The 23,809-nt window shown below is 67.5% G+C and carries 24 protein-coding genes; 15 read left to right on the forward strand and 9 right to left on the reverse strand.

Annotation, left to right across the window (positions count from 1 at the left end):
• Nucleotides 1-154 precede the first annotated feature (154 nt).
• From GNX95_RS22135 to GNX95_RS22155, 5 genes are all read left to right on the forward strand, one after another.
• A complete protein-coding gene (locus tag GNX95_RS22135; protein WP_163509301.1) occupies nucleotides 155-1,507 on the forward strand; it encodes an MFS transporter in 1,353 nt (450 codons plus the stop codon).
• Between the two features lie 185 nt (nucleotides 1,508-1,692).
• On the forward strand, nucleotides 1,693-3,321 hold the full coding sequence (ctaD, locus tag GNX95_RS22140; protein WP_222853929.1) for an aa3-type cytochrome oxidase subunit I: 1,629 nt from the start codon (nucleotides 1,693-1,695) through the stop codon (nucleotides 3,319-3,321).
• 808 nt (nucleotides 3,322-4,129) lie between these two features.
• A complete protein-coding gene (locus GNX95_RS22145) occupies nucleotides 4,130-5,038 on the forward strand; it encodes a DUF559 domain-containing protein (protein ID WP_163509303.1) in 909 nt (302 codons plus the stop codon).
• 9 nt (nucleotides 5,039-5,047) lie between these two features.
• Nucleotides 5,048-6,250 carry a phosphoserine phosphatase SerB gene (gene serB / locus GNX95_RS22150; RefSeq protein ID WP_163509304.1) on the forward strand — a complete coding sequence of 401 codons (1,203 nt, stop codon included), beginning with the start codon at nucleotides 5,048-5,050 and terminating at the stop codon, nucleotides 6,248-6,250.
• Nucleotides 6,237-6,950 (forward strand): peptidyl-tRNA hydrolase, encoded by a 714-nt coding sequence (locus tag GNX95_RS22155; protein ID WP_163509305.1) that lies wholly within the window; start codon nucleotides 6,237-6,239, stop codon nucleotides 6,948-6,950. Before serB ends, GNX95_RS22155 begins: the two co-directional genes overlap by 14 nt.
• Here GNX95_RS22155 and GNX95_RS22160 read toward each other — a convergent pair.
• Complete coding sequence (locus GNX95_RS22160; RefSeq protein WP_222853812.1) at nucleotides 6,928-7,644, reverse strand: TetR/AcrR family transcriptional regulator; 717 nt, start codon at nucleotides 7,642-7,644, stop codon at nucleotides 6,928-6,930. The two genes, GNX95_RS22155 and GNX95_RS22160, sit on opposite strands and share 23 nt — an antisense overlap.
• Before the next feature lie 56 nt (nucleotides 7,645-7,700).
• On the opposite strand from GNX95_RS22160, the gene GNX95_RS22165 reads away from it, so the two are divergent.
• Genes GNX95_RS22165 through GNX95_RS22170 form a run of 3 tightly spaced genes read left to right on the forward strand, consistent with a single transcriptional unit; the run spans nucleotide 7,701 to nucleotide 9,473 of the window.
• Nucleotides 7,701-8,960, forward strand: coding sequence for an FAD-dependent monooxygenase (locus GNX95_RS22165; protein WP_222853813.1), 1,260 nt, complete (start codon nucleotides 7,701-7,703; stop codon nucleotides 8,958-8,960).
• Entirely contained in the window at nucleotides 8,906-9,046 is a 141-nt protein-coding gene (locus GNX95_RS44370; RefSeq protein WP_425483908.1) for an aromatic-ring hydroxylase C-terminal domain-containing protein, read from the forward strand. The genes GNX95_RS22165 and GNX95_RS44370 overlap by 55 nt, the downstream gene beginning before the upstream one ends.
• Nucleotides 9,047-9,074: 28 nt before the next feature.
• Entirely contained in the window at nucleotides 9,075-9,473 is a 399-nt protein-coding gene (locus GNX95_RS22170; RefSeq protein WP_163509306.1) for a MerR family transcriptional regulator, read from the forward strand.
• A 182-nt stretch (nucleotides 9,474-9,655) separates the two neighbouring features.
• Here the strand turns inward: GNX95_RS22170 and GNX95_RS22175 are convergent, their stop codons facing one another.
• Entirely contained in the window at nucleotides 9,656-11,356 is a 1,701-nt protein-coding gene (locus tag GNX95_RS22175; RefSeq protein WP_163509307.1) for an MFS transporter, read from the reverse strand.
• 70 nt (nucleotides 11,357-11,426) lie between these two features.
• Between GNX95_RS22175 and GNX95_RS22180 the strand changes: the two genes are divergently transcribed.
• Nucleotides 11,427-12,122 carry a TetR/AcrR family transcriptional regulator gene (locus GNX95_RS22180; protein ID WP_163509308.1) on the forward strand — a complete coding sequence of 232 codons (696 nt, stop codon included), beginning with the start codon at nucleotides 11,427-11,429 and terminating at the stop codon, nucleotides 12,120-12,122.
• A gap of 866 nt (nucleotides 12,123-12,988) precedes the next feature.
• Here the strand turns inward: GNX95_RS22180 and GNX95_RS22185 are convergent.
• Together GNX95_RS22185 and GNX95_RS22190 are read right to left on the reverse strand one after the other, a co-directional pair.
• Complete coding sequence (locus tag GNX95_RS22185; RefSeq protein WP_163509309.1) at nucleotides 12,989-13,573, reverse strand: isochorismatase family protein; 585 nt, start codon at nucleotides 13,571-13,573, stop codon at nucleotides 12,989-12,991.
• Nucleotides 13,570-14,910: a nicotinate phosphoribosyltransferase gene (locus tag GNX95_RS22190; protein ID WP_163509310.1), complete on the reverse strand. Its 1,341-nt coding sequence runs from the start codon at nucleotides 14,908-14,910 to the stop codon at nucleotides 13,570-13,572. Before GNX95_RS22190 ends, GNX95_RS22185 begins: the two co-directional genes overlap by 4 nt.
• A gap of 29 nt (nucleotides 14,911-14,939) precedes the next feature.
• Between GNX95_RS22190 and GNX95_RS22195 the strand changes: the two genes are divergently transcribed.
• Entirely contained in the window at nucleotides 14,940-15,443 is a 504-nt protein-coding gene (locus GNX95_RS22195; protein ID WP_222853814.1) for a GNAT family N-acetyltransferase, read from the forward strand.
• 136 nt (nucleotides 15,444-15,579) lie between these two features.
• Here the strand turns inward: GNX95_RS22195 and GNX95_RS22200 are convergent, their stop codons facing one another.
• The 5 genes from GNX95_RS22200 to GNX95_RS22220 all read right to left on the reverse strand — a co-directional run bounded on the left by GNX95_RS22200 (nucleotide 15,580) and on the right by GNX95_RS22220 (nucleotide 20,799).
• On the reverse strand, nucleotides 15,580-17,007 hold the full coding sequence (locus GNX95_RS22200; RefSeq protein ID WP_163509311.1) for an MFS transporter: 1,428 nt from the start codon (nucleotides 17,005-17,007) through the stop codon (nucleotides 15,580-15,582).
• A gap of 104 nt (nucleotides 17,008-17,111) precedes the next feature.
• Entirely contained in the window at nucleotides 17,112-18,146 is a 1,035-nt protein-coding gene (locus GNX95_RS22205) for a glycine betaine ABC transporter substrate-binding protein (protein WP_163509312.1), read from the reverse strand.
• A gap of 1 nt (nucleotide 18,147) precedes the next feature.
• The gene (locus GNX95_RS22210; protein WP_163509313.1) at nucleotides 18,148-18,948 is read right to left on the reverse strand and encodes an ABC transporter permease; all 801 of its coding nucleotides are present in this window, start codon (nucleotides 18,946-18,948) and stop codon (nucleotides 18,148-18,150) included.
• Nucleotides 18,948-20,144 carry an ABC transporter ATP-binding protein gene (locus GNX95_RS22215; RefSeq protein WP_425483909.1) on the reverse strand — a complete coding sequence of 399 codons (1,197 nt, stop codon included), beginning with the start codon at nucleotides 20,142-20,144 and terminating at the stop codon, nucleotides 18,948-18,950. Before GNX95_RS22215 ends, GNX95_RS22210 begins: the two co-directional genes overlap by 1 nt.
• Nucleotides 20,137-20,799 carry an ABC transporter permease gene (locus GNX95_RS22220; RefSeq protein ID WP_163509314.1) on the reverse strand — a complete coding sequence of 221 codons (663 nt, stop codon included), beginning with the start codon at nucleotides 20,797-20,799 and terminating at the stop codon, nucleotides 20,137-20,139. The genes GNX95_RS22215 and GNX95_RS22220 overlap by 8 nt, the downstream gene beginning before the upstream one ends.
• A 175-nt stretch (nucleotides 20,800-20,974) precedes the next feature.
• Between GNX95_RS22220 and clpS the strand changes: the two genes are divergently transcribed.
• The 5 genes from clpS (at nucleotide 20,975) to GNX95_RS22245 (ending at nucleotide 23,781) form a co-directional block, all read left to right on the forward strand.
• Nucleotides 20,975-21,325: an ATP-dependent Clp protease adapter ClpS gene (gene clpS, locus GNX95_RS22225; protein WP_163509315.1), complete on the forward strand. Its 351-nt coding sequence runs from the start codon at nucleotides 20,975-20,977 to the stop codon at nucleotides 21,323-21,325.
• Nucleotides 21,326-21,919: a DUF2017 domain-containing protein gene (locus GNX95_RS22230; protein WP_163509316.1), complete on the forward strand. Its 594-nt coding sequence runs from the start codon at nucleotides 21,326-21,328 to the stop codon at nucleotides 21,917-21,919.
• 142 nt (nucleotides 21,920-22,061) lie between these two features.
• The gene (locus tag GNX95_RS22235; protein ID WP_163509317.1) at nucleotides 22,062-22,496 is read left to right on the forward strand and encodes a M67 family metallopeptidase; all 435 of its coding nucleotides are present in this window, start codon (nucleotides 22,062-22,064) and stop codon (nucleotides 22,494-22,496) included.
• Nucleotides 22,497-22,547: 51 nt separating this feature from the next.
• Nucleotides 22,548-22,823 (forward strand): MoaD/ThiS family protein, encoded by a 276-nt coding sequence (locus tag GNX95_RS22240; protein ID WP_163509318.1) that lies wholly within the window; start codon nucleotides 22,548-22,550, stop codon nucleotides 22,821-22,823.
• A gap of 7 nt (nucleotides 22,824-22,830) precedes the next feature.
• The gene (locus GNX95_RS22245) at nucleotides 22,831-23,781 is read left to right on the forward strand and encodes a PLP-dependent cysteine synthase family protein (protein WP_163509319.1); all 951 of its coding nucleotides are present in this window, start codon (nucleotides 22,831-22,833) and stop codon (nucleotides 23,779-23,781) included.
• Nucleotides 23,782-23,809: the final 28 nt, after the last annotated feature.

Here is a 23,809-nt window from a genome sequence, read left to right on the forward strand (position 1 = left end):
ATGCGTCGCGAGGTGACATTCGGTCAGCCGTCGCGGCGCCCGAATGCCACCTCCTTGACCTACCGGATCGATTCAGGAGGTCAACAAGGCTACATCTGGACACTCTGGGACCCTGCCGCTCCGGCTGGCCGCGATTCTCCGGGCGGCCGCGACAATGCTGGCCGGATCATTGCGACAAGTGGCCTGCCGGCCACTGGAGCGACGGCCGGCGGCTCCGGATCATGAGGACGTGACGACCACATCAACGCGTACGCGCCGCCGTACGCTGATCCATCCTGCCTGGCTCGTCGCCGGTGTCGCCTTCCTGGCGGTCATCGGCGCGGCCGGCTTCCGCTCCACGCCTGGCGTGATGGTGACGCCGCTCCAGCAGGAGTTTGGCTGGTCCACCGGCGCGATCTCGGCAGCCGTCTCGGTCAACCTCGTCCTCTACGGTGTGACCTCGCCGTTCGCGACCGCGCTGATGGAGCGCTTCGGACCACGGCGCGTCGTCGCGATGGCCCTGCTGACCGTGGCGATCGGCAGCGGCGCGACGGTGTTCATGACCGCCACCTGGCAGCTCGTCCTGTGCTGGGGGATCCTGGTCGGCCTCGGCACCGGCTCGATGGCGCTCGGCTTCGCCGCACTGGTCACCGACCGCTGGTTCGTCGCGCGCCGCGGCCTGGTGATCGGCCTGCTCACCGCCGCCGGCGCGACCGGCCAGCTCGTCTTCCTGCCACTGCTGTCCACGCTCGCTGTCAACAGCGGCTGGCGCGCGGCGGCGCTCGCCGTCACCGCGATCGCGCTCATCGCCGTGCCGCTCGTCTGGTGGCGGCTCCGCGACCGTCCGGAGGACATCGGCGTGCTGCCGTACGGCGCGACCGAGCCGATCGAGGCCAAGCCGGCCGGCGGCGGCGCGCTCCGCGCGGTCACGGCACTCGGCATGGCCGCGAAGAAGCCGGTGTTCTGGCTGCTCGCGGCCAGCTTCGCGATCTGCGGCGCGACCACCAACGGACTCGTCCAGATCCACTTCATCCCGGCCGCGCACGACCACGGAATGGGGGAGACCACGTCGGCCAGCCTGCTCGCGGTGATCGGCATCTTCGACATCGTCGGTACGGTCCTGTCCGGCTGGCTCACCGACCGCTTCGACTCGCGCCTGCTGCTGATCGTCTACTACACCGGCCGCGGCCTGTCGCTGCTCGTACTGCCGGCGCTGTTCGCCGCGACGATACGGCCGGACATGGTCGTTTTCATCGTGTTCTACGGCCTGGACTGGGTCGCCACTGTGCCGCCGACGGTCGCGTTGTGCCGCCGTTTCTTCGGCACCGACGGGCCGGTCGTCTTCGCCTGGGTCCTCGCCTCGCACCAGGTCGGCGCCGGCATCGCGTCGGTGACGGCCGGATACGTACGCGACGCGCTCGGCAACTACGACCTGGTCTGGTACGTCGCCGGCATGCTCAGCATCCTCGCGGCGATAATCGTGCTCGCCATCCAACGCCGGCCGCGTACGGCCGTAGTGGCTGGGTGAGGACCCGACCCCTGCACGTGCTCTACAGACTGTCGAGGACTATTCTCCTCGCGGAGGGGCAAGTGCTCCTCGCATGCTCGCGAACACGCTGGAGGGGTTTGGTGAGCACGGCCGACAAGCGGGTTGCCCCGACACCCATCGTCACTCGGCCCTGGCCGGTCCGGGAGTCGGTCAAGGGCAGCGCGATGCTGAGCCTGATCCGGACGACGGACGCGAAGACCATCGGCATCCTCTACATGGTCACGTCGTTCCTCTTCTTCGCGATCGGCGGCCTGCTGGCCCTGCTGATGCGCGCGGAGCTGGCTCGGCCGGGGCTGCAGTTCCTCACCAACGAGCAGTACAACCAGCTGTTCACCATGCACGGCACGATCATGCTGTTGCTGTTCGCGACGCCGATGGTGTTCGCGTTCGCCAACTACATCGTGCCGCTGCAGATCGGGTCGCCGGACGTGGCGTTCCCGCGGCTGAACGCGTTCTCGTTCTGGCTGTTCGCCTTCGGCGGCACGATCGTGGTGCTCGGCTTCATCACGCCGGGCGGCGCCGCCGACTTCGGCTGGTTCGCGTACGCGCCGCTCAACTCCGCGGTCAACTCGCCGGGCGCCGGCGCCGACATGTGGATCGTCGGCCTGATGATCTCCGGTCTGGGGACCATCCTCGGCTCGGTCAACATGGTCACCACGATCATGACGCTGCGCGCTCCTGGCATGACGATGTTCCGGATGCCGATCTTCACCTGGAACATCCTGATCACCGCGCTGCTCGCGCTGATGGTCTTCCCGGTGCTGGCCGCCATGCTCGCCGCGCTGACCGCCGACCGGCACCTCGGTGCGCGGGTCTTCGACGCGGACAACGGAGGTGCGCTGCTCTGGCAGCATCTGTTCTGGTTCTTCGGCCATCCCGAGGTCTATATCGTGGCGTTGCCGTTCTTCGGCATCATCACCGAGGTCATCCCGACCTTCAGCCGTAAGCCGGTGTTCGGCTACAAGCCGCTGGTCGGCGCCACGCTGGCGATCGGCGCGCTGTCGCTGACCGTGTGGGCCCACCACATGTTCGCCACCGGCGCCGTGCTGCTGCCGTTCTTCAGCTTCCTGTCGTTCCTGATCGCCGTACCGACCGGCATCAAGTTCTTCAACTGGATCGGCACGATGTGGCGCGGGTCGATCACCTTCCAGACACCGATGCTGTTCGCGATCGGCTTCCTGGTGACGTTCCTGTTCGGTGGCCTGTCCGGCGTACTGCTGGCCTCGCCGCCGATCGACTTCCACGTCTCCGACTCGTACTTCGTGGTCGCGCACTTCCACTACGTGCTCTTCGGCACCATCGTGTTCGCCGTGTACGCCGGCGTCTACTACTGGTTCCCCAAGATGACCGGCCGGATGATGGACGAGCGGCTCGGCAAGGTGCACTTCTGGCTGACCTTCATCGGCTTCAACACCACGTTCCTGGTGCAGCACTGGCTCGGCGCCGAAGGCATGCCGCGCCGCTACGCCGACTATCTCGCGACCGACGGCTTCGCCACCCTGAACACCGTGTCCACCATCGGCGCCTTCATCCTCGGCGCGTCGACGCTGCCGTTCGCCTGGAACGTCTGGAAGTCGTACAAGCTCGGCCGCGTGGTCACCGTGGACGACCCGTGGGGCTACGGCGGCTCGCTGGAGTGGGCCACCTCGTGCCCGCCTCCTCGGCACAACTTCCTTGAGCTGCCGCGGATCCGTTCCGAGCGGCCGGCCTTCGACCTGAAGTTCCCCGACTACGCACCAGGCGCCAAGCCAGTCGCCCGCGCGTCCCAGAAGGAAGTAAGCAGCTCCAAGTAGCCCTTCCGTACGCACGCGCTGACTCGCCGGCGGCCCTGTCAGGTCCCGGCGAGTTTCGCGTCTTCTCCGGCTTTCAGCACGTAGCGCCGCACATTCCCCGGCACTCGCGAGGCCTCGCTGCGGTCCAGTCGCCCTTCGCCGAGTGCCGTGTTTTGTCCGGCTTTCATTGGCTGGCGCGGTTTTGGTGGCGTTGGGTGTCGGCTGGCGTTTTTTTGTGTGTCGGTCGGCGTTCTTTGTGTGTCGGTCGCCGAGTGCCGGGTTCTTGGCGGCGTTCGCCGAGTGCCGGGCTTGTTGCGTCGTTTGTCGAGTGCCGGACTTCTGGTGACGTTGAGCGTCGAGCGGCGAGTTTCCTGTGGCGCTCAGCGAGTGGCGGGGTTTGTGTGGCGCTCGGCGACCGCCGTCTTTTGCTCGGCTTTCGTTGACTGGCGGGGTTTTGGTGGCGTTGGGTGTCGGCTGGCGTTCTTTATGTGTCACTCGGCGAGTGCCGGGTTCTTGGCGGCGTTCGCCGAGTGGCGGGTTTCGGATGGCGTTGAGCGTCGAGTAGCGGGTTTTCTGTGTCGCTCGGCGAGTGGCGGGGTTTTGGCGGCGCTGGCGAGCGGTCGGCGCTGCCGGCATGCTGGCGGACTGCCAGCGCTGGCGGTGCGCGGGACGTGCAGAGGCCTGGCGAGGCCCGGACGAGCGGAGGCCTGGCGATGCAGGGGACGTGCCGAGGTCGGCGCGCCGATTTTTGAGATGGAAAGTATGTGGATGATGTTGAATCTGTGGATAACTCTGCGGCTACCGCACGCCAAACGCGCATGCTGGCGACATGACTATTCCGTATCGACAGATTCGCGGCCTCACCGCGGACGACGGGCTGATCAGCTCAGCTGACCTCACCCGTGTGATGTCCAGCAGAGAGATCCAGCGACTAATCACCCTCGGTGCACTCACCAGGGTCGTTCAGGGTGTGTACGCTCCGGCGCAGACGAGCGTCGACATCGCGGTGAAACTGCGCGCACTCGACCGCAACGAGCCCGGCCGGTTGATCGGCTGTTTCGCCACCGCAGCAGAGATCCTTGGAGTCGGCGTCATCGTTGACGAGACGGTACACGTCATTCCGCGCAGCGGCAGGCCGGACCACTACGAAGGCGTACGCGCGCATCGCATGCATCTGCAGGACGACGATGTCGCGCAGTGCGGTGCCGTTCATGTCACGGCGCCGGCGCGTACGGCGGCCGATCTGGCGCGACTGTCCGATCGGCTGGATGCGATCGCGGTTCTTGACGCGGCGATGCGAAAATGGCCAACCTTGCCGGCACAGATCTCGGCGGTCCTCGAGCGTGCCGATGGCCTGCGTGGTGTCAGGCAGGCACGTGAGCTGCTTCGACTCGCTGACCCCGGAGCCGAGTCACCGATGGAGAGCCGCGCGAGGCTCCGGTTCCATGATGGCGGACTGCCGCCTCCTCAGACCCAGGTGATCGTGCGGGACGAGTACGGCGAGATGCGGCTGGATTGCGGCTGGCCGGAGGAGCAGGTGGCGGCCGAGTACGACGGAGCCGCCCACGACGACGCTGTCAGCCGGCGTGCCGATCGTCACCGCCACAACAGGCTGCGTGCGCTCGGCTGGGAAGTCTTCGTCTTCACCGACATCGACGTCTACCAGCAACCTCAGCGCATGTGCGCACTGATCAAGACCGCCTTGGCAGTGCGTGGCGCCGTTCGGCGGGCCAGTTAGGCTGGTGGGGTGGCTGAACCGATCCGGGTGGTGTGTACGGTCACCGGCACGGACCGGCCGGGAGTGTCGGCGGCGCTGTTCGAGGCGTTGACGGCGTACGAGAGTGACTCCGCCGTACGCGTCGAGGTGCGTGACGTCGAGCAGGTGACCATCAGAGGCAAGCTCACGCTCGGCGTCAGCCTCGCGGTGCACGGCGACGCCGGAGCGCTCGCCAGCCAGCTCAACAAGACCTGCGCGCGGCTCGGTCTGACCGCCGAGGTGGTGATCGGCGCGACCAAGCCGGCGAAAGCCAGGAAAACCAGGAAACAACACGTCATTCTGCTGGGCCGGCCGCTCACCGCGACCGCGTTGGCGGAGGCGGCGGCGAGGATCGCCGAGCTCGGCGGCAACATCGACCGGATCACCAGGCTGTCCAAATATCCGGTCACCAGCCTGGAGCTGATCGTCTCCAGCACCGACGGCGTCGAGTTGCGCAAAGCGTTGGCGGAGGCGGCGAAAGCGACCAACACCGACCTCGCGGTCGAGCCGGCCGGGCTGGCGCGCCGCGCGACCAGGCTGGTGGTTTTCGACGTGGATTCCACGCTGATCACCGGCGAGGTCATCGAAATGCTCGCCGAGCACGCCGGCCGTGGACCGGAGGTGGCCAGGGTCACCGAGCAGGCGATGCGCGGCGAGTTGGATTTCGCCGAAAGCCTGAGGGCGCGGGTCCAGCAGCTGAAAGGTCTCGACGCGGGCGTCATCCAGGCCGTACGCGCCGACCTGCGGCTGACACCAGGCGCGCGCACTTTGGTGCGTACGCTCAAAAGGATGGGTTATCTCTGCGGCGTCGTCTCCGGCGGCTTCACTCAGATCACCGACCAACTCGTCAACGACCTCCACCTCGACTTCTCCGCGGCCAACACGCTGGAAATCAGGGACGGAAAACTCACCGGAGAGGTCGTCGGCGAGCTCGTCGACCGGCCGGGGAAAGCCAAAGCGCTGCGGAATTTCGCCGCGGCGGCGAGGATTCCGATGAGCCAGACCGTCGCGGTCGGCGACGGCGCCAACGACATCGACATGATCACGGCCGCCGGACTGGGCATTGCTTTCAACGCGAAGCCAGCGCTCAGAGCGGTCGCCGACACCTCGCTCAACCAGCCCTACCTGGACGCCATCCTGTTCTTCCTCGGCATCAGCCGCGACGAAGTGGAAGAGGCCGATGCCGGCAGCTGACCAGTTGACCGCGCTGCTCGCGCCGATGGTCGAGCGCCACCAGAAGCTGGTACGCGGCGAGGCCGAGCCGGAGACGGACGTACGCGCGCAGCCTTTGGTGTTGCGCCTGGAAAAAGCCGATCCACCGACGCACACCGACGCGCTCACCGCGGCGGCTCGGGCGGTCATCAGGCTGCTCGCCGATCCGCGTGCGAACGAGGAATGGCACGAGGAAGTCAGCGCCTGGATAGGCAACCGCATCCGCAAGGTCGTACGCCGAGCGCGTGGTGCGCACTGGCGCGCGGCGGAGGATTTGCCTGGTGTGACGGTGAAAGTGGGCTCGGCGGAGGTACGCGCGTTTCCGCCCGGCCTGGTGACCGAGCTGCCGAAGGAGCTGTCCCGCCTGCAGGTCAGCGGCATCGAACTCGAAGACGAGCCAAGAGAGCCAACAGAAGGCCCGACTCTGTGGCTCACGCCAGAGGCGACGATGACCACCGGCAAGGCGATGGCGCAGGTCGGCCACGCGGTGATGCTGCTCGCCGCGTACGCCCAACCGGCCTGGTTGACGACCTGGACCGAGCAGGATTTTCCGCTCAACGTAAGGAAAGCGACCAAGCGGGAGTGGGTCGACCTGACCGCTGACGACGACGCGGTGGCCGTACGCGACGCCGGTTTCACCGAGGTCGAGCCGGGCACGATCACCGTTCTCGCGAAGCCCTGATGCTCATCGCGAAGCCGTCGAGCAATCGGTCCAGGCCGTGCCGGAAGCTGCGGTCGGTGCGGTCCGCGGCGTGCGGCTCCTCGGCGTCCAGCCAGGCTCGCACGACCAGCGGAAAGCGGCCGCTCTCGATCACGGTCCGCGCGTATGCGGCATGCGCGTCCATCCACGCCTCCACGTCCTGGCCGGAGCGCTGCGTGGCCGCGCGGTCGGACAGCTCACGTACGGCGTGGCCCTGCACGTACGCGTTGAGCGCGTCGACCAGGATGACCATCTCGTCGATCGACAGGCCCCAGCCGTCGAGCGCGCGCAGGCCGCGCTCCTGGACGGCCAGGCCGTGCGGACCGACCGCCGGCCGACCGGACAGCTCGGCCATCCACGGATGGCGCAGGATCCGCTCGCGCTGCCAGGACGCGAGCGCGCGCAGGTCGTCCGGCCAGTAGCCGGTCGGTTCCGGCAGCGGCGCCGAGCCGAGCACCAGGTCGACCATCAGGTCGAACAGGTCCTCTTTCGAGGCCACGTAACGATAGACCGAGGTCGTGCCGGTCCCCAGCTCGGCCGCGACGCGCCGCATCGACACGGCGTCGAGGCCGTCGGCGTCGGCGACGTGTACGCACACGTGCGCGATCTCCGCGCGGCTGTGTGCCGGCTTCGGACCGCGCGCGGCTCGTTCGGGCCGCATCCAGATGACATCCACTGCGAACAGTGTAACCTGGTTTCGAAAACTGCGAACACTGTGCCCTGGAGGTCATCGTGAACGTCATAGTCGTGGGAGCGGGTCCGGTCGGCCTGCTGCTGGCTGCCGAGCTGAAGCTGGCCGGCGCCAACCCGCTCGTACTGGAGAAACGCACCGAGCCGACCACGGAGCCGCGTGCGCGCGGCATCGGACCGCTGGCGACCGAGGCCCTCGTGCGCCGTGGCCTCGGCGCTGAGCTGGCCAAATACGACGAGAAGGGTCGCGCTGACAAGCTTCGTGATCACGGCAGCGCCAACGGCCACTTCGCCTCGATCTTCAAGATCGCCCAGGACGCTCAGGAGGAGCCGGACCGGCGTGCCACCCTGATCTGGCAGCCGGACCTGGAGAAGATCCTGCTCGACCACGCACGCAGCCTCGACGTGGAGATCCGCTATGGCACCGAGCTGACCGCGCTCGACCAGGACTTCGGCGGCTTCGAGGCCGACTTTCTGGTCGGCTGCGACGGCGGCCGCAGCACCGTGCGCAAGCTGGCCGGCTTCGACTTCCCCGGCACACCGCCGCTGATGACCGTACGGCGCGTGAACGCGCAGGTCAGCGGCGATCTGCCGGCGCCAGGCCGGCTCGACAGGGGGATGTTCTACTACGGCCCCGGCCTGGTCGCGACCTTCGACTTCGAGGATCTGGAGCGGCACGACGGACCGATCACCGCCGCCGAGATGGAGGCCAGCATCAAGCGCGTGGCCGGCGTCGACGCCACGGTGACCGGGGTCGGCGACGGCATCCGCTTCACCGACCAGGCGCGCCAGGTCACCAACTATCGCAACGGCCGCGTGTTCCTGGCCGGCGACGCCGCGCACGTACACTCGCCGAGCGGCGGCCAGGGACTCAACCTCGGCCTTATGGACGCGGTCAACCTCGGCTGGAAACTGGCGACCGGCGATGACGCGCTCCTGGAGACGTACAACGCCGAGCGCCATCCCGTCGGCGCCGCCGTGCTGCACAACACCCGTGCGCAATCGGCGCTGCTGCGGCCAGGTCCACACACCGACGCGCTGCGTGAGGTGATCTCGGACCTGATGGACATCCCGGAGGTCGTACGGTATTTCGGCCTGATGATCTCCGGCCTGGACATCCGCCACGAGCTGCCGTATGAGGTGGACCATCCGCTGGCCGGCGCGTACTGTCCCGACCTGCACCTCACGTACGCGGACGACAGCTGTGGACGGCTCTCCGACCTGACGCGTAAGGGGGTTTCGTCCGGATGGGTCCGCCGGAGGTCGTCTCGACTGGCCGCGCCGACCTGGCCGCGGCGCTGATCCGGCCGGACGGTGTGGTGGCCTGGGCCGCACAATCGGATTCCGATTGCCCGGAGCTGGTGCGGCGGACCTGGGGGTTGACTTAGAGCGCGCTCCAACTCCTACTTTGGACAGGTGAGTTACTCCATCGCTCAGGCGGCGCAGATCACCGGGCTGTCCGCCGACACGCTGCGCTATTACGAGCGGATCGGACTGGTCGAGGCGCCGGCCAGAGACACCGGCGGCCGTCGCACGTACACCGACGAAAACCTCAACTGGCTGGAGTTTCTCACCAAGCTACGGACCACCGGCATGCCGATCCGACTGATGCTGGAATACGCGTCGCTGGTGCATGGCGGCATCGGCACCTCCGTGCGGCGGCGGCAGATCCTGCAGCGGCACCAGGCGGACGTACGCGCGCGGCTGGCCGAGCTGGAGCAGTGCCTCAAGGTCATCGACTACAAGGTCGAGCACTATCAGGACGTGGAACGCCGGCTCGGCCTCGACCCCGAGGTCGCCGCCGAGTCGGCGTAGAAAGGTAGGGTCTGTTTCGAAGTCCCACCTGGCGCTAGCCGAGCCGCTGTCACATCTGTCTCGGGCCGCCTGACGGCACGGCGAAACCGCCCACGTGGCGTTGCCACGCCGGGCGGTCCCGCCGCACCGCCAGACGACGTTTGGAGCTCGACTCTCATCCACGTGAGACTTCGAAACAGACCCTAGTCGTGCAGCGCGGCTAGCTCCTTTCGGACGAGCCGCTCGTGTTCCTCGGCGTCTTCGCGCGCCCTGCGCGGCGACCAGCGGCCGGCCATCACGAAGATCAGCGGGATGAACAGCGCCTCGCCGGCCACGCAGACCCACCACCAGATCTGCCACTGGCCACGCGTCGCGGCGGCGGCTTGCTGCACCTGTGGACCGTACGTCTGCAGGAATGCCAGGTCTGTCTTCGGAACGGCGGCCACCGCGCGCAGTTTTTCGGCCGCGGTGGCGGCATCCACGTGCTGAGCCGTCGAGATCTCGCCGAGTGCCTTGGTCAATGCCGCGGTGTCGCGCGGATTGGTGCCGAGTGTCTTCAGCGTCGCCGGGTCGATCACCTTGATGGTGGCCAGCTGCGACTCGTATTTCGTCGACAATGTCTGCACTTCGGTGCCGTACTGGACAAGCGGCGTCATCGAGCTGACCACGAACGGCAGTGCGCCGATGCTGATCGCGACCACCATCCGGACGATCCAGCCCCACACCGCCAGGCCGGTGGCGGTCAACGCCGGATTGCGCCGCTCGACCGTCTCGGTGAAACTCGCCATCCATGGCGCGTACGCGATCGCCAGGCAGACCGCCATCAGGCTGATGATCCACACGAAGGTCGCATAGCTGGTCTCCGGATGGTTGACCCGCTCGGCGAAGACAATCGTCATGATGACGGAGCCGACCGCGCCGCCGACCATGAACGGTTTTCGCACCTTCGTGCGGTCCGAGACGATGCCGACCACGATCAGCGCGGCGGCGTCGATGGCCCAGAACCAGTTGCCGAGACTGTTTGCCTCGGCCAGCGAATAACCGAAAATCGTCGTGAAATAGATCGTGAAGAAACCGACCGCGGTGTAGTAGATGATCAGGAAGACAGCGATGGCAAACGCAGATCCGACGATGTCCAGGTGCAGCATCTGCCGCCACGGATGTTTGAGACTTTCGCTGACGTCGATGCCTTTCGCGCGCGCCTCGACGAGCTGCCGGTCGCGGATGCTGACCATCAGCTGGTCGCGCAGCTGTGGTGACAGCTCACGTAGACCGAACAACGCGACGACGAAGACGACCAGTCCGATCGCGCCGCAGATCACGAACTGGGTCTGCCAGGCCGGCAGGAAACCGATGGTGTTGCTGGAAATCACCGCGAGCGCGAGGCTGCCGACCACCGGACCGAGCGTCCAGAACCCCATCGCCGACGCGCGTCCGAGCTGCGGGGAGAAGTCGCGTACGAGTGCCGGCGTGGCGACCAGGATGATGCCTTCCACGAAGGACAAAATCGCCACCAGGACGGCAAAACTCCATTTGTCCGGCGCGTTTGGCAGCGCGAAGAGCGTCAGCACGCCGGTGAGCGCGAGGCCGTACGCGACCATGTTGGCGCGCCCCCACCGGTCGGCCAGTCCGGCGACGATCGAGGAAAACGCGCCGACCAGGTTGCCGACCACCGAAATGTAGACATAGTAAGGAAAGGACATGTGGTAGTGCGCGATGATCTCGGTCGCCACCGCGCCGGCGACATAGAGCTCGTAATAGAGCACCACGGTCGCGGCCACCACGATGCCGAGGTTGAGCAACCGCTTGCCGGTGCTCGGATAGTGGTCGAGCTGGCGGAACCAGAGCCCGCGCAGCCAGCCGTTTGGCTGGATTTTCCCCGCTGTGTCCGCGATCGCGGTCATCCGACCTCCCGACGCTGTGGGAGACTGTGGGTTCACAAGTACGCGGACGTACTCTAGAACTGGATGTGTGATGCGGCAAGAGGGGTCGCTCGCCCGTACGCACGAGGGCGAGCCGGGGCTGCCGCGCGGCCGGGCGCGGTTGCCGGAGGCGGACGTACGCGCGGCGCAGCGCGACCGGATCATCCGCGCGATCATCGGCAGCGTCGCGAAAAACGGTTACGCCGGCGCGACGATCGCGGATGTCGTGCGCCGCGCGAAGGTCTCGCGTGCGGCTTTTTACGTCCATTTCAGCGATCGAGAGGACTGTTTCCTGGCGGCCTGCCAGGCCGGCGGACGGTTGATGGTCGGTCACATCGTCGAGGCGACCAAGGCGCTGGCGGTGGATGCGAGTCCGGAACAGGCCATCCGGGTCGCCTGCCGAGCGCTGCTGGACTTCATCGTCACCGAGCCGGAGTTCGCCCGGGTTTTCTACGTCGAGATGGCCGGTGCCGGCCAGCGCGCGGTGGACCGGATCGACGCGTCGCGGCGGCGTTTCGCGCAGATGAACCGGATCTGGCACCAGCGTGCCATGGCGACCGATCCGACCGTGCCACCCGTGCCGGAAGACGCGTACGCCGCCGCCGTCGGTGCCACCACGGAGCTGGTACGCGCCGCCGTCCACGGTGGACGGTTTGACCGGATTCGCGAGATGGAGGACTCACTGGTGGCCCTCCACCTCGCCCTGCTCGGCGGAAAGCCCTGGGGCCCCGCGGCGAACGCCACCTAAGATCCGCCACTCGGCGAGCGACGCATGAATGGCGTCGCTCGGCGTTTGATGCCGCTGAAAACGCGGCGCTCGGCGAGCGTCGGCAATGTCCCGGCACTCGGCGAGTGTCGACAGAGTCCCGGCACTCGCCGAGCGACGCAAGAAACCCGGCACTCGGCAAGCGACGCAAGAAACCCGGCGCTCGGCGAGCGACGCGTGAATGGTGTCGCTTGGCGTTTGATGCCGCTGAAAACGCGGCGGTCGGCGAGTGTCGGCAATGTCTCGGCACTCGGCACTCGGCATTCGGCGATCGGCGCTGGGAACGCGGCGCTGGGCGAGCGCCGCCTAAGGTCCGGCGGTCGGCGAGCGACGCATGAATGGCGTCGCTCGGCGTTTGATGCCGCTGAAAACGTGGCAGTCGCTAAGCGTCGGAGAAGTCTCGGCAGTCGGCGAGCGTCGGCAATGTCTCGGCGCTCGGCGAGGGGCGCGAGAAACGCGGCGCTGGGCGTACGCCGCGAGAAAGTCCGGCGGTCGGCGTGTGACGCATGAATGGCGTCGCTCGGCGTTTGATGCCGCTGAAAACGCGGCGGTCGGCGAGTGTCGGCAGAGTCCCGGCGCTCGGCGAGCGACGCAAGAGACCCGGCGCTCGGCGAGCGACGCAAGAGACCCGGCGCTCGGCGAGCGACGCAAGAGACCCGGCGCTCGGCGAGCGACGCAAGAAACCCGGCGCTCGGCGAGCGACGCAAGAAACCCGGCGCTCGGCGAAACGGCCAGCGTACGTTGAATGCCGCAACGTCTGCGCGGCGAGCGCGAACTCGCGCCCGGGCGGCGCCTAGATTTGCCCAGCGAGCGTACGAGCGCGATCCGCTCGTCCCTGCTCGAATCGATCACTCGACCACGTCGATGCCGGCGGCGCGCATTTCCTCGACGGCGCGCGCATCATCGCCAGGCTGGAGGTTGACGAAACGCGTGGCGGCGACCGGCACGGTCACCGAATAGCCGAGCCGTTTCGCGTCCAATGCCGTTGCCTTCACACAAACATCGCCGGCGAGGCCGGTGACGACGACGTGACGCACCGACCTGGCTTTCAGCAGGCTGTCCAGCTCGGTGGCCGTCACGTCGTCGGAAACCGGGTCACGCACCGAAAAACCGGAATAGCCGTCCTCGCCGCCAACGCCTTTGCGTACGACCGGACCATCGACGGTCAGCTCTGGATGTAGCTCGGCGCCCCAAGTGCCGGCCACGCAGTGCACCGGCCACACCCCGCCGTCCTTGGCGAAATGCGGCGTGACCGGCGGATGCCAGTCCTGCGTGTAGAAAACCGGCGCCTGGGCGGCTTGCGCGGCGGCGATCTCGGCGTTCACCACCGGCACGGTTTCCTCCCCGTCGGCCACATAGAGGCCGCCTTTCGGGTCGGCGAAGTCGTTTTGTACGTCGACGACGATCAGAGCCGTATCGGTGCGGTAGGTCATTTTGGTTTGGCTTCCTCGAAGACGGTCGGGATCGCCGGCTCGCCCCTGGACAGTTTCAGGCCGTCCCACGGCAGCGTCACCATTCGCTCGCGCAGGTCGCGCCGGGCGGCCGCCAGGTCCGGCTGGCGGACGAGTTTTCCGTTGCGCACCAACGGCACCTGCAATGCGCGCTCGCCTGGACCAGGCTCGACCTCGCGAGCGCCGGCGATGACCACCTCTTCGATCGCGGTGCCGCTGGGTTTGTGCCGGCGCAGCGCGGCTTTCGCACCACCGCGGGACGGTTTTCCCTCGCTGCGCTTGGCAACCGGCCGGCCGTCGACCTCGACCAGCTTGTAGACCATGCCGGCGGTCGGCGCGCCGGAGCCGGTGACCAGCGACGTACCGACACCGTAAACGTCGACCGGTGCGGCGCCGAGCGCGGCGATGGCAAACTCGTCGAGGTCGCCGGAGAGCACGATTTTGGTGTCTTTGGCGCCAAGTTCGTCGAGCTGGCGGCGGGTTTGCATGGCGAGTACGCCCAGGTCGCCGGAGTCGATGCGGACCGCGCCGAGCTGCGGGCCGGCCGCCTCGATGGCCGCCTTCACGCCGGCGTTGATGTCGTACGTGTCGACCAGCAACGTGGTGCCGGCGCCGAGAGTCTTGATCTGTGCGGCGAAAGCCTCACCCTCGCGGTCGTGCAACAGGGTGAAGGCGTGCGCCGCGGTGCCCGCGGTCGGCACACCGTATCGGCGGCCGGCCTCCAGGTTGCTGGTCGCCGAGAAACCGGCCAGGTAGGCAGCACGAGCGGCGGCCACGGCCGAATGCTCGCCGGTGCGCCGCGACCCCATCTCGATCAGCGCGCGGTCGCTGGCCGCGTTGACCATCCGCGCCGCCGCCGATGCGACCGCGGAGTCGTAGTTGAGCACCGACAACGCGAGCGTCTCCAGGATGACCGCCTCGGCGAACGTGCCGCGTACGGTCAGGATCGGCGAGCCGGGGAAGTAGAGCTCACCTTCGGCGTAGCCGTCGATGTCGCCGCTGAACTCGTAGCTGGCCAGCCAGTCCAGCATCGGCTGCGCCACGATGCCGCACCGCTCCAGAAACTCCAGCTCCGCCGCGCCGAACCGGAAGCGTTGCAGCTCCTCCAGCAGCCGTCCGGTGCCGGCGACCACGCCAAACCGGCGGCTCTCGGGCAGCCGCCTGGCGAACACCTCGAAAACGCAGTCCCGGTCGGCCGTGCCGTCGGCCAGCGCGGCGGCCACCATGGTCAGCTCGTACTGGTCGGTCAGCAGCGCGGACGTGCTCGGATCGGTCACGTCGCACAGACTAGCGAGCGGTCCGGTCCCCGCGCTGGTCATGTGGCCAGCGGCATGTCAGCGTGGTCGCCATGTACGAGCCGATGGCGACGCATCTGGAGACCGAGCGGCTGACCCTGCGTCCCTGGTCGGAGAGGGACGCCGGCGACTACCGCGCGTTGGTCGCCGAACGGGGTGACGGGGTGCCCACGGTCGAGGCGATCCGGGAACGCATCGCGACCCTTCTCGCGACATCGGCGCGCAACGGGATCTCGCTGTTGCCGGTGTGCCGCCGCATCGAAGGCGATGTCATCGGCTATTGCGGCTTGACTGTCGGCCGAGCGACCGTCGAGGAACCAGAGATCGCCTACGAGCTGGTCCGCCGCGCGCATGGTCGTGGCTATGCGACGGAGGCGGCTCGCGTCGTGCTCGACGCCGCGAGCGCCACCGGTCGCGGGCGGTTGTGGGCGACCGTACGCCCGTGGAACGCGCCTTCGCTCCGTGTGCTGGAGAAGCTCGGATTCCAACGCGATCACGTCGACACGGATGAGAAAGGTGAGGTGGTCTGGCTGACGCGTACGCTCAGTCGTGGCTGATGCCGCCGCCGCGGTTCATGACGACGACGCCGAGCACGATGAGGACGATGGCGATCGCCAGCATCACATATGGCATCAAGGCGCTCCTTCGATCGGCTCGCCGCAGGATGCACGCATGGTGGCCATGCGTGCATTCCTACCCGGCGGGACTGGCGGGGGACCGGGCCTCGCGTACGAAGGACAGCACGGCGAAGGAGCCGAAGATGATCAGCGCGTCGAGCAGCACGGCCTGTGTCCAGGATCCGGTCAGGTCACGCAGATAGCCACCGACGGCCGGCGACAGTACGGCGCCCATCTCGCCGATCAGGTTCTGCATGCCGAAAGCCGACCCGCGGTATTTCTCCGGCGCCAGCTCCGCGAGCATGGCGTGGCCGATCGGCTGCAGTGCGTTGAAGAACAGGCTGGCGACGAAAATCAGGACGCCGGCGACGATCGGGTTCGGCTTTGGGCTGAACAGCAGGTATATCCCGAAAACCAGCGTCAACACGCCTTGGATCGCGGTGAAGGCTAGCAACATCGGCTTGCGGCCCCAGCCGCGGCGTGCGGCGTAGTCGGACAACCATCCGCCGGTGGGAAAGCCGAGGATGCCCGCGCCGGCATTGAAAGCCGCGACGACCGCCGCGTAGAGAAACGAGGTTTTCGAGACGTCGGCGATGATCGCGACCGACCAGAAGCTGAAGAACCAGAGATTCCACAGTACGGCGAAATAGGACAGATAGATCATCACCATGCTGCGGTTACGCAACACCGGGCCGATGTCGATGCGGCGAGCGCGCAGGATGACGACGACGAGTACGAGCGCCAGCAGCACCTCAAGGCCAGCGATCGGCAGCTCGGTCAGGCCGATGCCCGTACCGATGAAATACACCGCCATCACCGCGACCAGGCCGACGCCGGCGTTGGCGAGCAGGGCGAGCGTGGCGCGGCCGAGCGGCATCGGCCCTTGGCGGCGGAAATAAAGGAAAAGTCCGAGGCCGACGCCGAGCGTGACGATGCCGAGCAGGAGGAACGGCATCCGCCACGCCTGCGCCTTGCCGAGCGCCGCGATGCCGGCCGCGATCATGCCGGGCGCGAGCAGGATGGCCAGCGTGATGCCGATCGCCAGGCCGGTGATCACCAGTCCCAGCGCGAAACTCAGCCGCCGTGGCGGCACCTGCTTGGCGAGCAGGCTGCGGTCGTTGGAATAGTACGCACCTTCGCCGAGGCCGGTGAGCACCCGCATCGCGACGAACACGGCCAGGCCGGTGATCACGCCGTTGAGCAGGGTCGCCACGCCGGCCCAGACGATGCTGACGACGATGATCGTACGGTGGCCATAACGGTCGCCGAGATAGCCGCCGGGAAACTGGGTGAGCATGTATCCGGCGAAAAACAGGCCACCGATCAGGCCGCCGAGGGTGAACGGCAACCGCGCCTCGGCCATGAATCCGATGTGGTTGTTGATCATCCAGGTGACCACCGGGCCGGTCAGCGACCGGTCGGCGGCACTGAACGTCCAGCCGAGCAGCAGCCAGCACGCGAGGACGTACCAGGACCGGTGGCGGGTCTGCGGCAGTGCGGTCATCGGGCCTCCGCGGTCGTACGAGCCCCGATGGTAAGCGCTTTCGACAGCTGTTTCCCAGTGCCGCAACCGATCCTGGCCAAACGTCCTGCGTTTGCCTGAGCCTCTTACGTCTGGCCGCCGTCCTTGGCGTCCGAGCTGCGGACGAACCCCTTGTCGACCATCCACTGCAACGCGGTCAGCGTCGGGTCCTGCCCCTGCACGGTCACCTTGGTGGTCAGCTTCAGGCTTTCCTCACTGGTCAACGCCTTGGAGATCGGCGCGAACAGGTCGGCGATCTGCGGGTATTTCTGGAAAACCTCGGTGCGTACGACGATGGCCGCGTTGTAGATGGGGAAAAACTGACGGTCGTCGTCGAGCAGTTTCAGTCCGAGGCCGCCGATCCGGCCATCGGTGGTGAAAACCTCGCCGAAGGTGCAGGCCCCCTGGTCCGTACGGTTGTAGACCAGGCCGGTCGCCATCGTCTGGATGTTCTGCGACGGGTTGGGCACCTTGAAGCCGTACGTCTTCTCCACGCCCGGGATGCCGTCCGGCCGCGCGGCGAACTCGCTCTCCACACAGAAAGTCGCCGCCTGCGGGTTTTCCTTGATCAGTCGGCCGATGTCGGAGATCTTGTGCAGGTTGTATTTCTTCTGGTTCTCCGGTGTCACGGCGAAGGCGTACGTGTTGTCCAACGGCGCCGGTGGCAGCCAGGTGATGCCGTTCTTGGCGTCCGCTTTCTTGACCGCCAGCCACTGCTGGTGAGAGTCCTGGATCGGCTTTGCCTGCTGCAGATAGGAAAGCCAGCCGGTGCCGGTGTATTCCCATTCCAGGTCCACGCCACCGGCCAGCAGCGCGCGCCGCTGGCTGTCCGACCCCTTGATGTTCGTACGGTCGATGACGCCGGCGCCGGCGGCCTTCAACGCGATCACCGCGATGGCGCCGATGACGAGCTGCTCGTCGAAGTCCTTCGAACCTACGACGATCGGCTGGCCCTTCAGCGCCGGGATTTCCTTGATGGAGGCCGGCTGTACGTTGGCCACGTACGCCGATCCGGTCTGCAGACCGCAACCGGTCAGCGCCAGGGTCGCGGCCAGCACCAGTGCGACCGGTGCCGCGAGGACGCGCAAAGCCGGTGATCGCAGTCCGGTGACAGGTCGCATGTCACAGCCCCTTCGGTGTCAGGAAACGCTCGACGATGCCGCCGATCCAGTCGATGAACAGCGCCAGCAACACCGCCAGCACGCCACCGGTGAACAGCAGGATCGGCCGTTGCAACGTGATGCCGACGCTGATCAGGTCGCCGAGGCCGCCGGCGCTGACGAAGGTGCCGAGGGTCGCCACGCCGACGACCAGCACCAGCGTCGTACGCAGGCCGGCCAGGATGTACGGCACGGCCAGCGGCAGCTCGACCCGGGTCAGCACGCGCCACGGCGTCATGCCGATGCCGCGGGCCGCCTCGATCAGAGCGGGGTCCAGCGCGTCGATGCCGGTGATGGTGTTGCGCAGCACCGGCAGGATGCCGTAGAGGACGCAGGCTGTGACGGTGAGCCAGAAGCCGAAGAAGCCGGCCTGCACGAACAGCACGGCCAGCAGCACCAGCAGGCCGATCACCGGGATGGCCTGGCCGAGGTTGGCGATCAGCGTGATCGGCGCGGCCAGGAAACGCAGCGGCCGGCGGGTCAGGAGGATGCCGAGCGGGATGCCGATCACGATGACCAGCGCCGCCGAGGTGATGGTCAGCAGGACGTGCTGCCAGGTCAGCCAGCCGATCTTGGCGCCGGTGATGTACTGCAGCTCGATGGCGTCCTTCGGGATGGCGAAGGCGTACACCAGATACGCCACACCGAGCACCAGCAGCGCGACCGGCGTGAACAGCAGCCGCCGGCCGCTCTGCCGGCGCGGCTCCTCGCCTCTGGCGACCTCGGCCGAGACGTCGGATGGGTCGAGAGTGGTGACAGCCATCAGCTCTCGCCTTCTCCGCTGTGGTTCTCCTGCGCCTCGCGGATCTCGGTGATCTTGTTCATGATCTGGTCGATCCGTACGATCCCGACGTACTCGCCGCGCTCGCCGGTGACCGCCGCATAGCCGCCGCCTTCGGTGAGGATCGCGTCGAGCGCGTCGACCAGCGTCGAGCGCCGCGCGACCGTGTCGCCGACGTGGTGGCCGCCGGAGCGGATGCTGCCGGTGGCGTTGGCGAGGTTACGCGCGTGCACCCACTCGGCCGGACGCTTGTTCTTGTCCAGCAACAAAAGATAGCGCTCGGAGCCGATCAGTTTGCGTGCCTCGGCGGCATCGACGCCGACCTGCGCGGTCGGCACCGTACCGAGCTCCAGGTCGCTGACCCGGCGCAGGCCGAGCTGCCGGATCGTCGCGCCACCGCCGACGAAACCGGCGACGGTGTCGTCGGCCGGCGCGGCCAGGATCGCCTCCGGCGTGTCGTACTGCAGGATCTTGGACTGGTTGCCGAGCACCGCGATCCGGTCGCCGAGCTTGATGGCCTCGTCGAAGTCGTGCGTGACGAACACGATCGTCTTGCCCAGCTGGCTCTGCAGGTTGAGCAGCTCGTCCTGCAGGTTGCCGCGGGTGATCGGGTCGACCGCGCCGAACGGCTCGTCCATCAGCAGCACCGGCGGGTCGGCGGCGAGCGCGCGCGCCACGCCGACGCGCTGCTGCTGACCACCGGAGAGCTGACGCGGATAGCGGTGCCGGAAGGTGTCCGGGTCCAGGCCGGTCAGGTCGAGCATCTCGTCGACCCTGGCCCTGATCCGCTGCTTGTCCCAGCGCAGCATCGTCGGCACCTGCGCGACGTTTTGCGCGATGGTCATGTGCGGGAACAGGCCGACCTGCTGGATCGCGTATCCGATCCGGCGGCGCAGCTCGGCGGCCTCCAGGCGGGTCACGTCCTGGTCCCCGAGCATGATCTTGCCGGAGGTCGGCTCGATCAGCCGGTTGATCATCTTCATGGTGGTCGTCTTGCCGCAGCCGGACGGCCCGACGAAGACGACGATCTCACCGGCGTTGACGTGCATGGAGAAGTCGTCGACGGCCGGTTGTTGCTGACCGGCGTACCGCTTCGTGACGTGCTCGAGCTCGATCGGCGCGCCGTGTACGGCACGGCCGCCGTCGTTCTTGCGCTCCACGACGGTGGACTCAGACACGGATCCCCCTTGAGATGGTCAGCCGGCCGATGATGATCAGCACGATGTCGAACAGGATGGCCAGGATGGCGACGCCGAGCGTGCCGGCGAGCGCCTCGCTGACCGCGTTGGTGGCGCCGATCCGGTTCAGGCCGCCGAGGATCTGGTTTCCCAGGCCGGGACCGGCGGCGAAGGCGGCCAGCGCGGCGATCCCCATGGTCATCTGCGTGCTCACCCGGATGCCGGCGAGGATCGCCGGCCAGGCCAGCGGCAGCTCGACCAGCGCCAGTACGCGCCACCGCGGCATGCCGATGCCCTGTGCGGCCTCGGTCATCGCCGGGTCGACACCGCGCAGGCCGACGACCGTGTTGCGGACGATCGGCAGCAGCGCGTAGAGCACCAACGCGGTGACCGTCGGCCGTACGCCCAACCCGAGGAACGGGATCAGCAGGCCGAGCAACGCGAACGAGGGGAAGGTCAGGATCGTGCTGGTGCTGGCCACCGCGATGTTGGTCAGCCGCTCGCTGCGGTAGACCAGGATGCCGATCGCGACGGCGATGACGATGGCCAGCAGCATGCTCTGCGCGACCGCGCTGGCATGCATGGTGCTGTCGAAGATGAGCTGTTGGGAGCGGGATGTCAGATAACCCCAGAATTCCCCCAGAAAACCGCTCATCGGAGTTTTTCCATTGTCCGTATGCGCATATGCACCACCTCTGCTCGGTCGGGGGGTGTTTCGCACCCTAACGGCGTTGGTCCACCTTGTCGTGTCGAGTTGACCGCAAAACCAGTCGTAACCGGACATAGCAGGTGGCGAACCGGCGCTGCCGCACCGAGCGGCGGGTGGCACGATGGATCCGATGGCTACGTTTCCGCGGACAACCGCAACCGTTCCCGGCGCGCCGGCCGGTGCCACCGCGACCGCCGAGCCGGACGCCGTGGTCTTCGAGGACACCACCGCCGAGGCCGACCCGCCGTGGCTCACCATCGTGTGGAACGATCCGGTCAACCTGATGTCCTACGTGACGTACGTGTTCCAGAAGGTTTTCGGCTATTCCAAGCAGAAAGCGACCCGGTTGATGCTGGACGTCCACCAGAAGGGACGCGCCGTCGTGTCGCGCGGCAGCCACGACGAGATGGAGGCCGACGTGGCGAAGCTGCACGCGTACGGCCTGTGGGCCACCGTCTCGCGGGACAGCTGAGTGCTGGGTTTCCACCGCTCCGGTGAGCGGATCGTCGCGTACTTCGACGGCATCGAGGCCGAGGTGTTCCGGCACTTCGCCGGCCAGATGCTGATGCTGCTCGGCGCCGACCCGGACGACCCGGCGGCCAGTGGGGTGCCGGACCCGTTCGAGCAGCTGGCCGGGCTCGGCGAGGTGACCGAGCCGCCGGAGGACCCGGCGCTGCACCGGCTGCTGCCGGACGCGTACAAGGACGACCCGGAGGCCTCCGGCCGCGCGCGTGCCTTCACCGAGGACGCGCTGCGCGCCGGCAAGGTCGAGCGGATGCGGATGTTGTACGACGGCCTGCCCGAGGACGGCGGCGAGGTGTCGCTGACCGACGAGCAGGCCGACGGCTGGCTGCGTGCGCTGACCGACCTGCGGCTGGTGTTGGCCGTACGCCTGGAGATCGAGGACGACGAGACGGCCGAGGAACGGCTGGAGGACGCCTTCGCCTCCGCCGACCAGGCAGTCGCCGGCACCGCCGCCATGTACCAGTACGCCGGCCTGCTGTCCGAGACGCTGGTGTCGGCCCTGATGGGGACGACTCCCGACTTCTCCGACGACGACCTCTGACCCTCTGTCACGTACGGCGTGGTCGCATGGCCACCATGCGTGCGTCCAGCGCACGCATGGTGGCCATGCGACCAACCCGTACGTGACGGTGTGTGTCACACGAGGGAGAGGGAGCAGGGGTGGGCCTGTAGCCTTGCGTGTTGTGCTGAAGCTGACGCGGCAGGTGTACGACGCGATCGTCGCGCACGCTCGTAAGGACCACCCCGACGAGGCGTGTGGGCTGGTCACCGGGCCGGCCGGCAGCGACCTGGCCGAGCGGGTGATCCCGATGCTCAACGCCGAGCGGTCGCCGACCTTCTACCGGTTCGACGACAACGAGTGGAACAGGGTCTATCAGCAGATCGACGACCGCGACGACGAGATCACCGTGGTCTACCACTCGCACACGGCGACCGAGGCCTATCCGTCGCGTACGGACGTGAGCTATGCCGACGGCTATGCGCAGCTGCTGCCCAACCCGCACTATGTGCTGGTCAGCACGCGTGACGCGGAGACCGTCGAGTTCCGCTCGTACCGGATCGTGGCCGGCGAGGTCACCGAGGAAGACGTCGAGATCACGGAATCATCCGACACCTGAGTGTTGTTGCCGCCTGTTAAGTAGTCCGAAAACCGAGGAGAACGACCGGCCATGGCCATCGAGGTACGCATCCCGACCATCCTGCGCACGTACACCGGCGGCGCGAAGACCGTCAGCGGCTCGGGCGACACGCTCGACGCGCTGCTGACCGACCTCGACGGCCAGCACGCCGGCCTGCGCGGCCGGCTGATCACCGAGTCCGGTGACCTGCACCGCTTCGTCAACATCTACGTCAACGACGAGGACGTACGGTTCACCGGCGCGCTGGAGACCAAGCTCAGCGACGGCGACTCGGTCACCATCCTGCCGGCCGTCGCCGGCGGCTGAGCTCGCGATGGCGCGCTACGAGTCGCTGATCGCGGCCCTCGGCGACACGCCGCTGGTCGGCCTGCCGCGGCTGTCGCCGAGCGCGGACGTACGACTGTGGGCCAAGCTCGAGGACCGCAACCCGACCGGCTCGATCAAGGACCGCGCGGCGCTGTTCATGATCGAGGCCGCCGAGCGCGACGGCCGGCTCCGCCCCGGTGCGACGATCCTGGAGCCGACCAGCGGAAACACCGGCATCGCGCTGGCCATGGTGGCGCGACTGAAGGGTTACCGGCTGGTCTGCGTGATGCCGGAGAACACCTCCGAGGAGCGCCGGCAGCTGCTCACCATGTACGGAGCGGAGATCATCGCGTCGCCGGCCGCCGGTGGCTCCAACCAGGCCGTCGCGATGGCCAAGGAGATCGCCGGCGACCATCCGGACTGGGTGATGCTCTACCAGTACGGCAACGAGGCCAACGCGCGCGCTCACTATGAGACGACGGGTCCGGAGCTGCTGCGTGACCTGCCGACGCTCACGCATTTCGTGGCCGGTCTGGGGACGACCGGCACGCTGATGGGCACCGGCCGGTTCCTGCGCGAGAAGCTCCCGGACGTGCAGATCATCGCCGCCGAGCCGCGCTATGGCGAGGCCGTCTACGGCCTGCGCAACGTCGACGAGGGGTTCGTCCCCGAGTTGTACGACGCGTCCGTACTCACCAGGCGGTTCTCCGTCGGTGGCCGGGACGCGCTGCTGCGTACGCGGCAGTTGATCGAGGTCGAGGGCATCTTCGCCGGCATCTCGACCGGCTGCGTGCTGCATGCCGCCCTGTCGATCGCATACCAGGCGGCGAAGGAGGGCCAGAAGGCCGACATCGCCTTCGTGGTGGCCGACGCCGGCTGGAAATACTTGTCCACTGGCGCGTACGCCGGGACGATCGCCGAGGCCGAGGCCGCCCTCGAAGGCCAACTCTGGGCCTAGCTTTTGCCGCAACGCCGCGTTACTGGCG

The sequence above is a fragment of the Fodinicola acaciae genome, from assembly GCF_010993745.1.
GTDB classification, from domain to species: Bacteria; Actinomycetota; Actinomycetes; order Mycobacteriales; family HKI-0501; genus Fodinicola; species Fodinicola acaciae.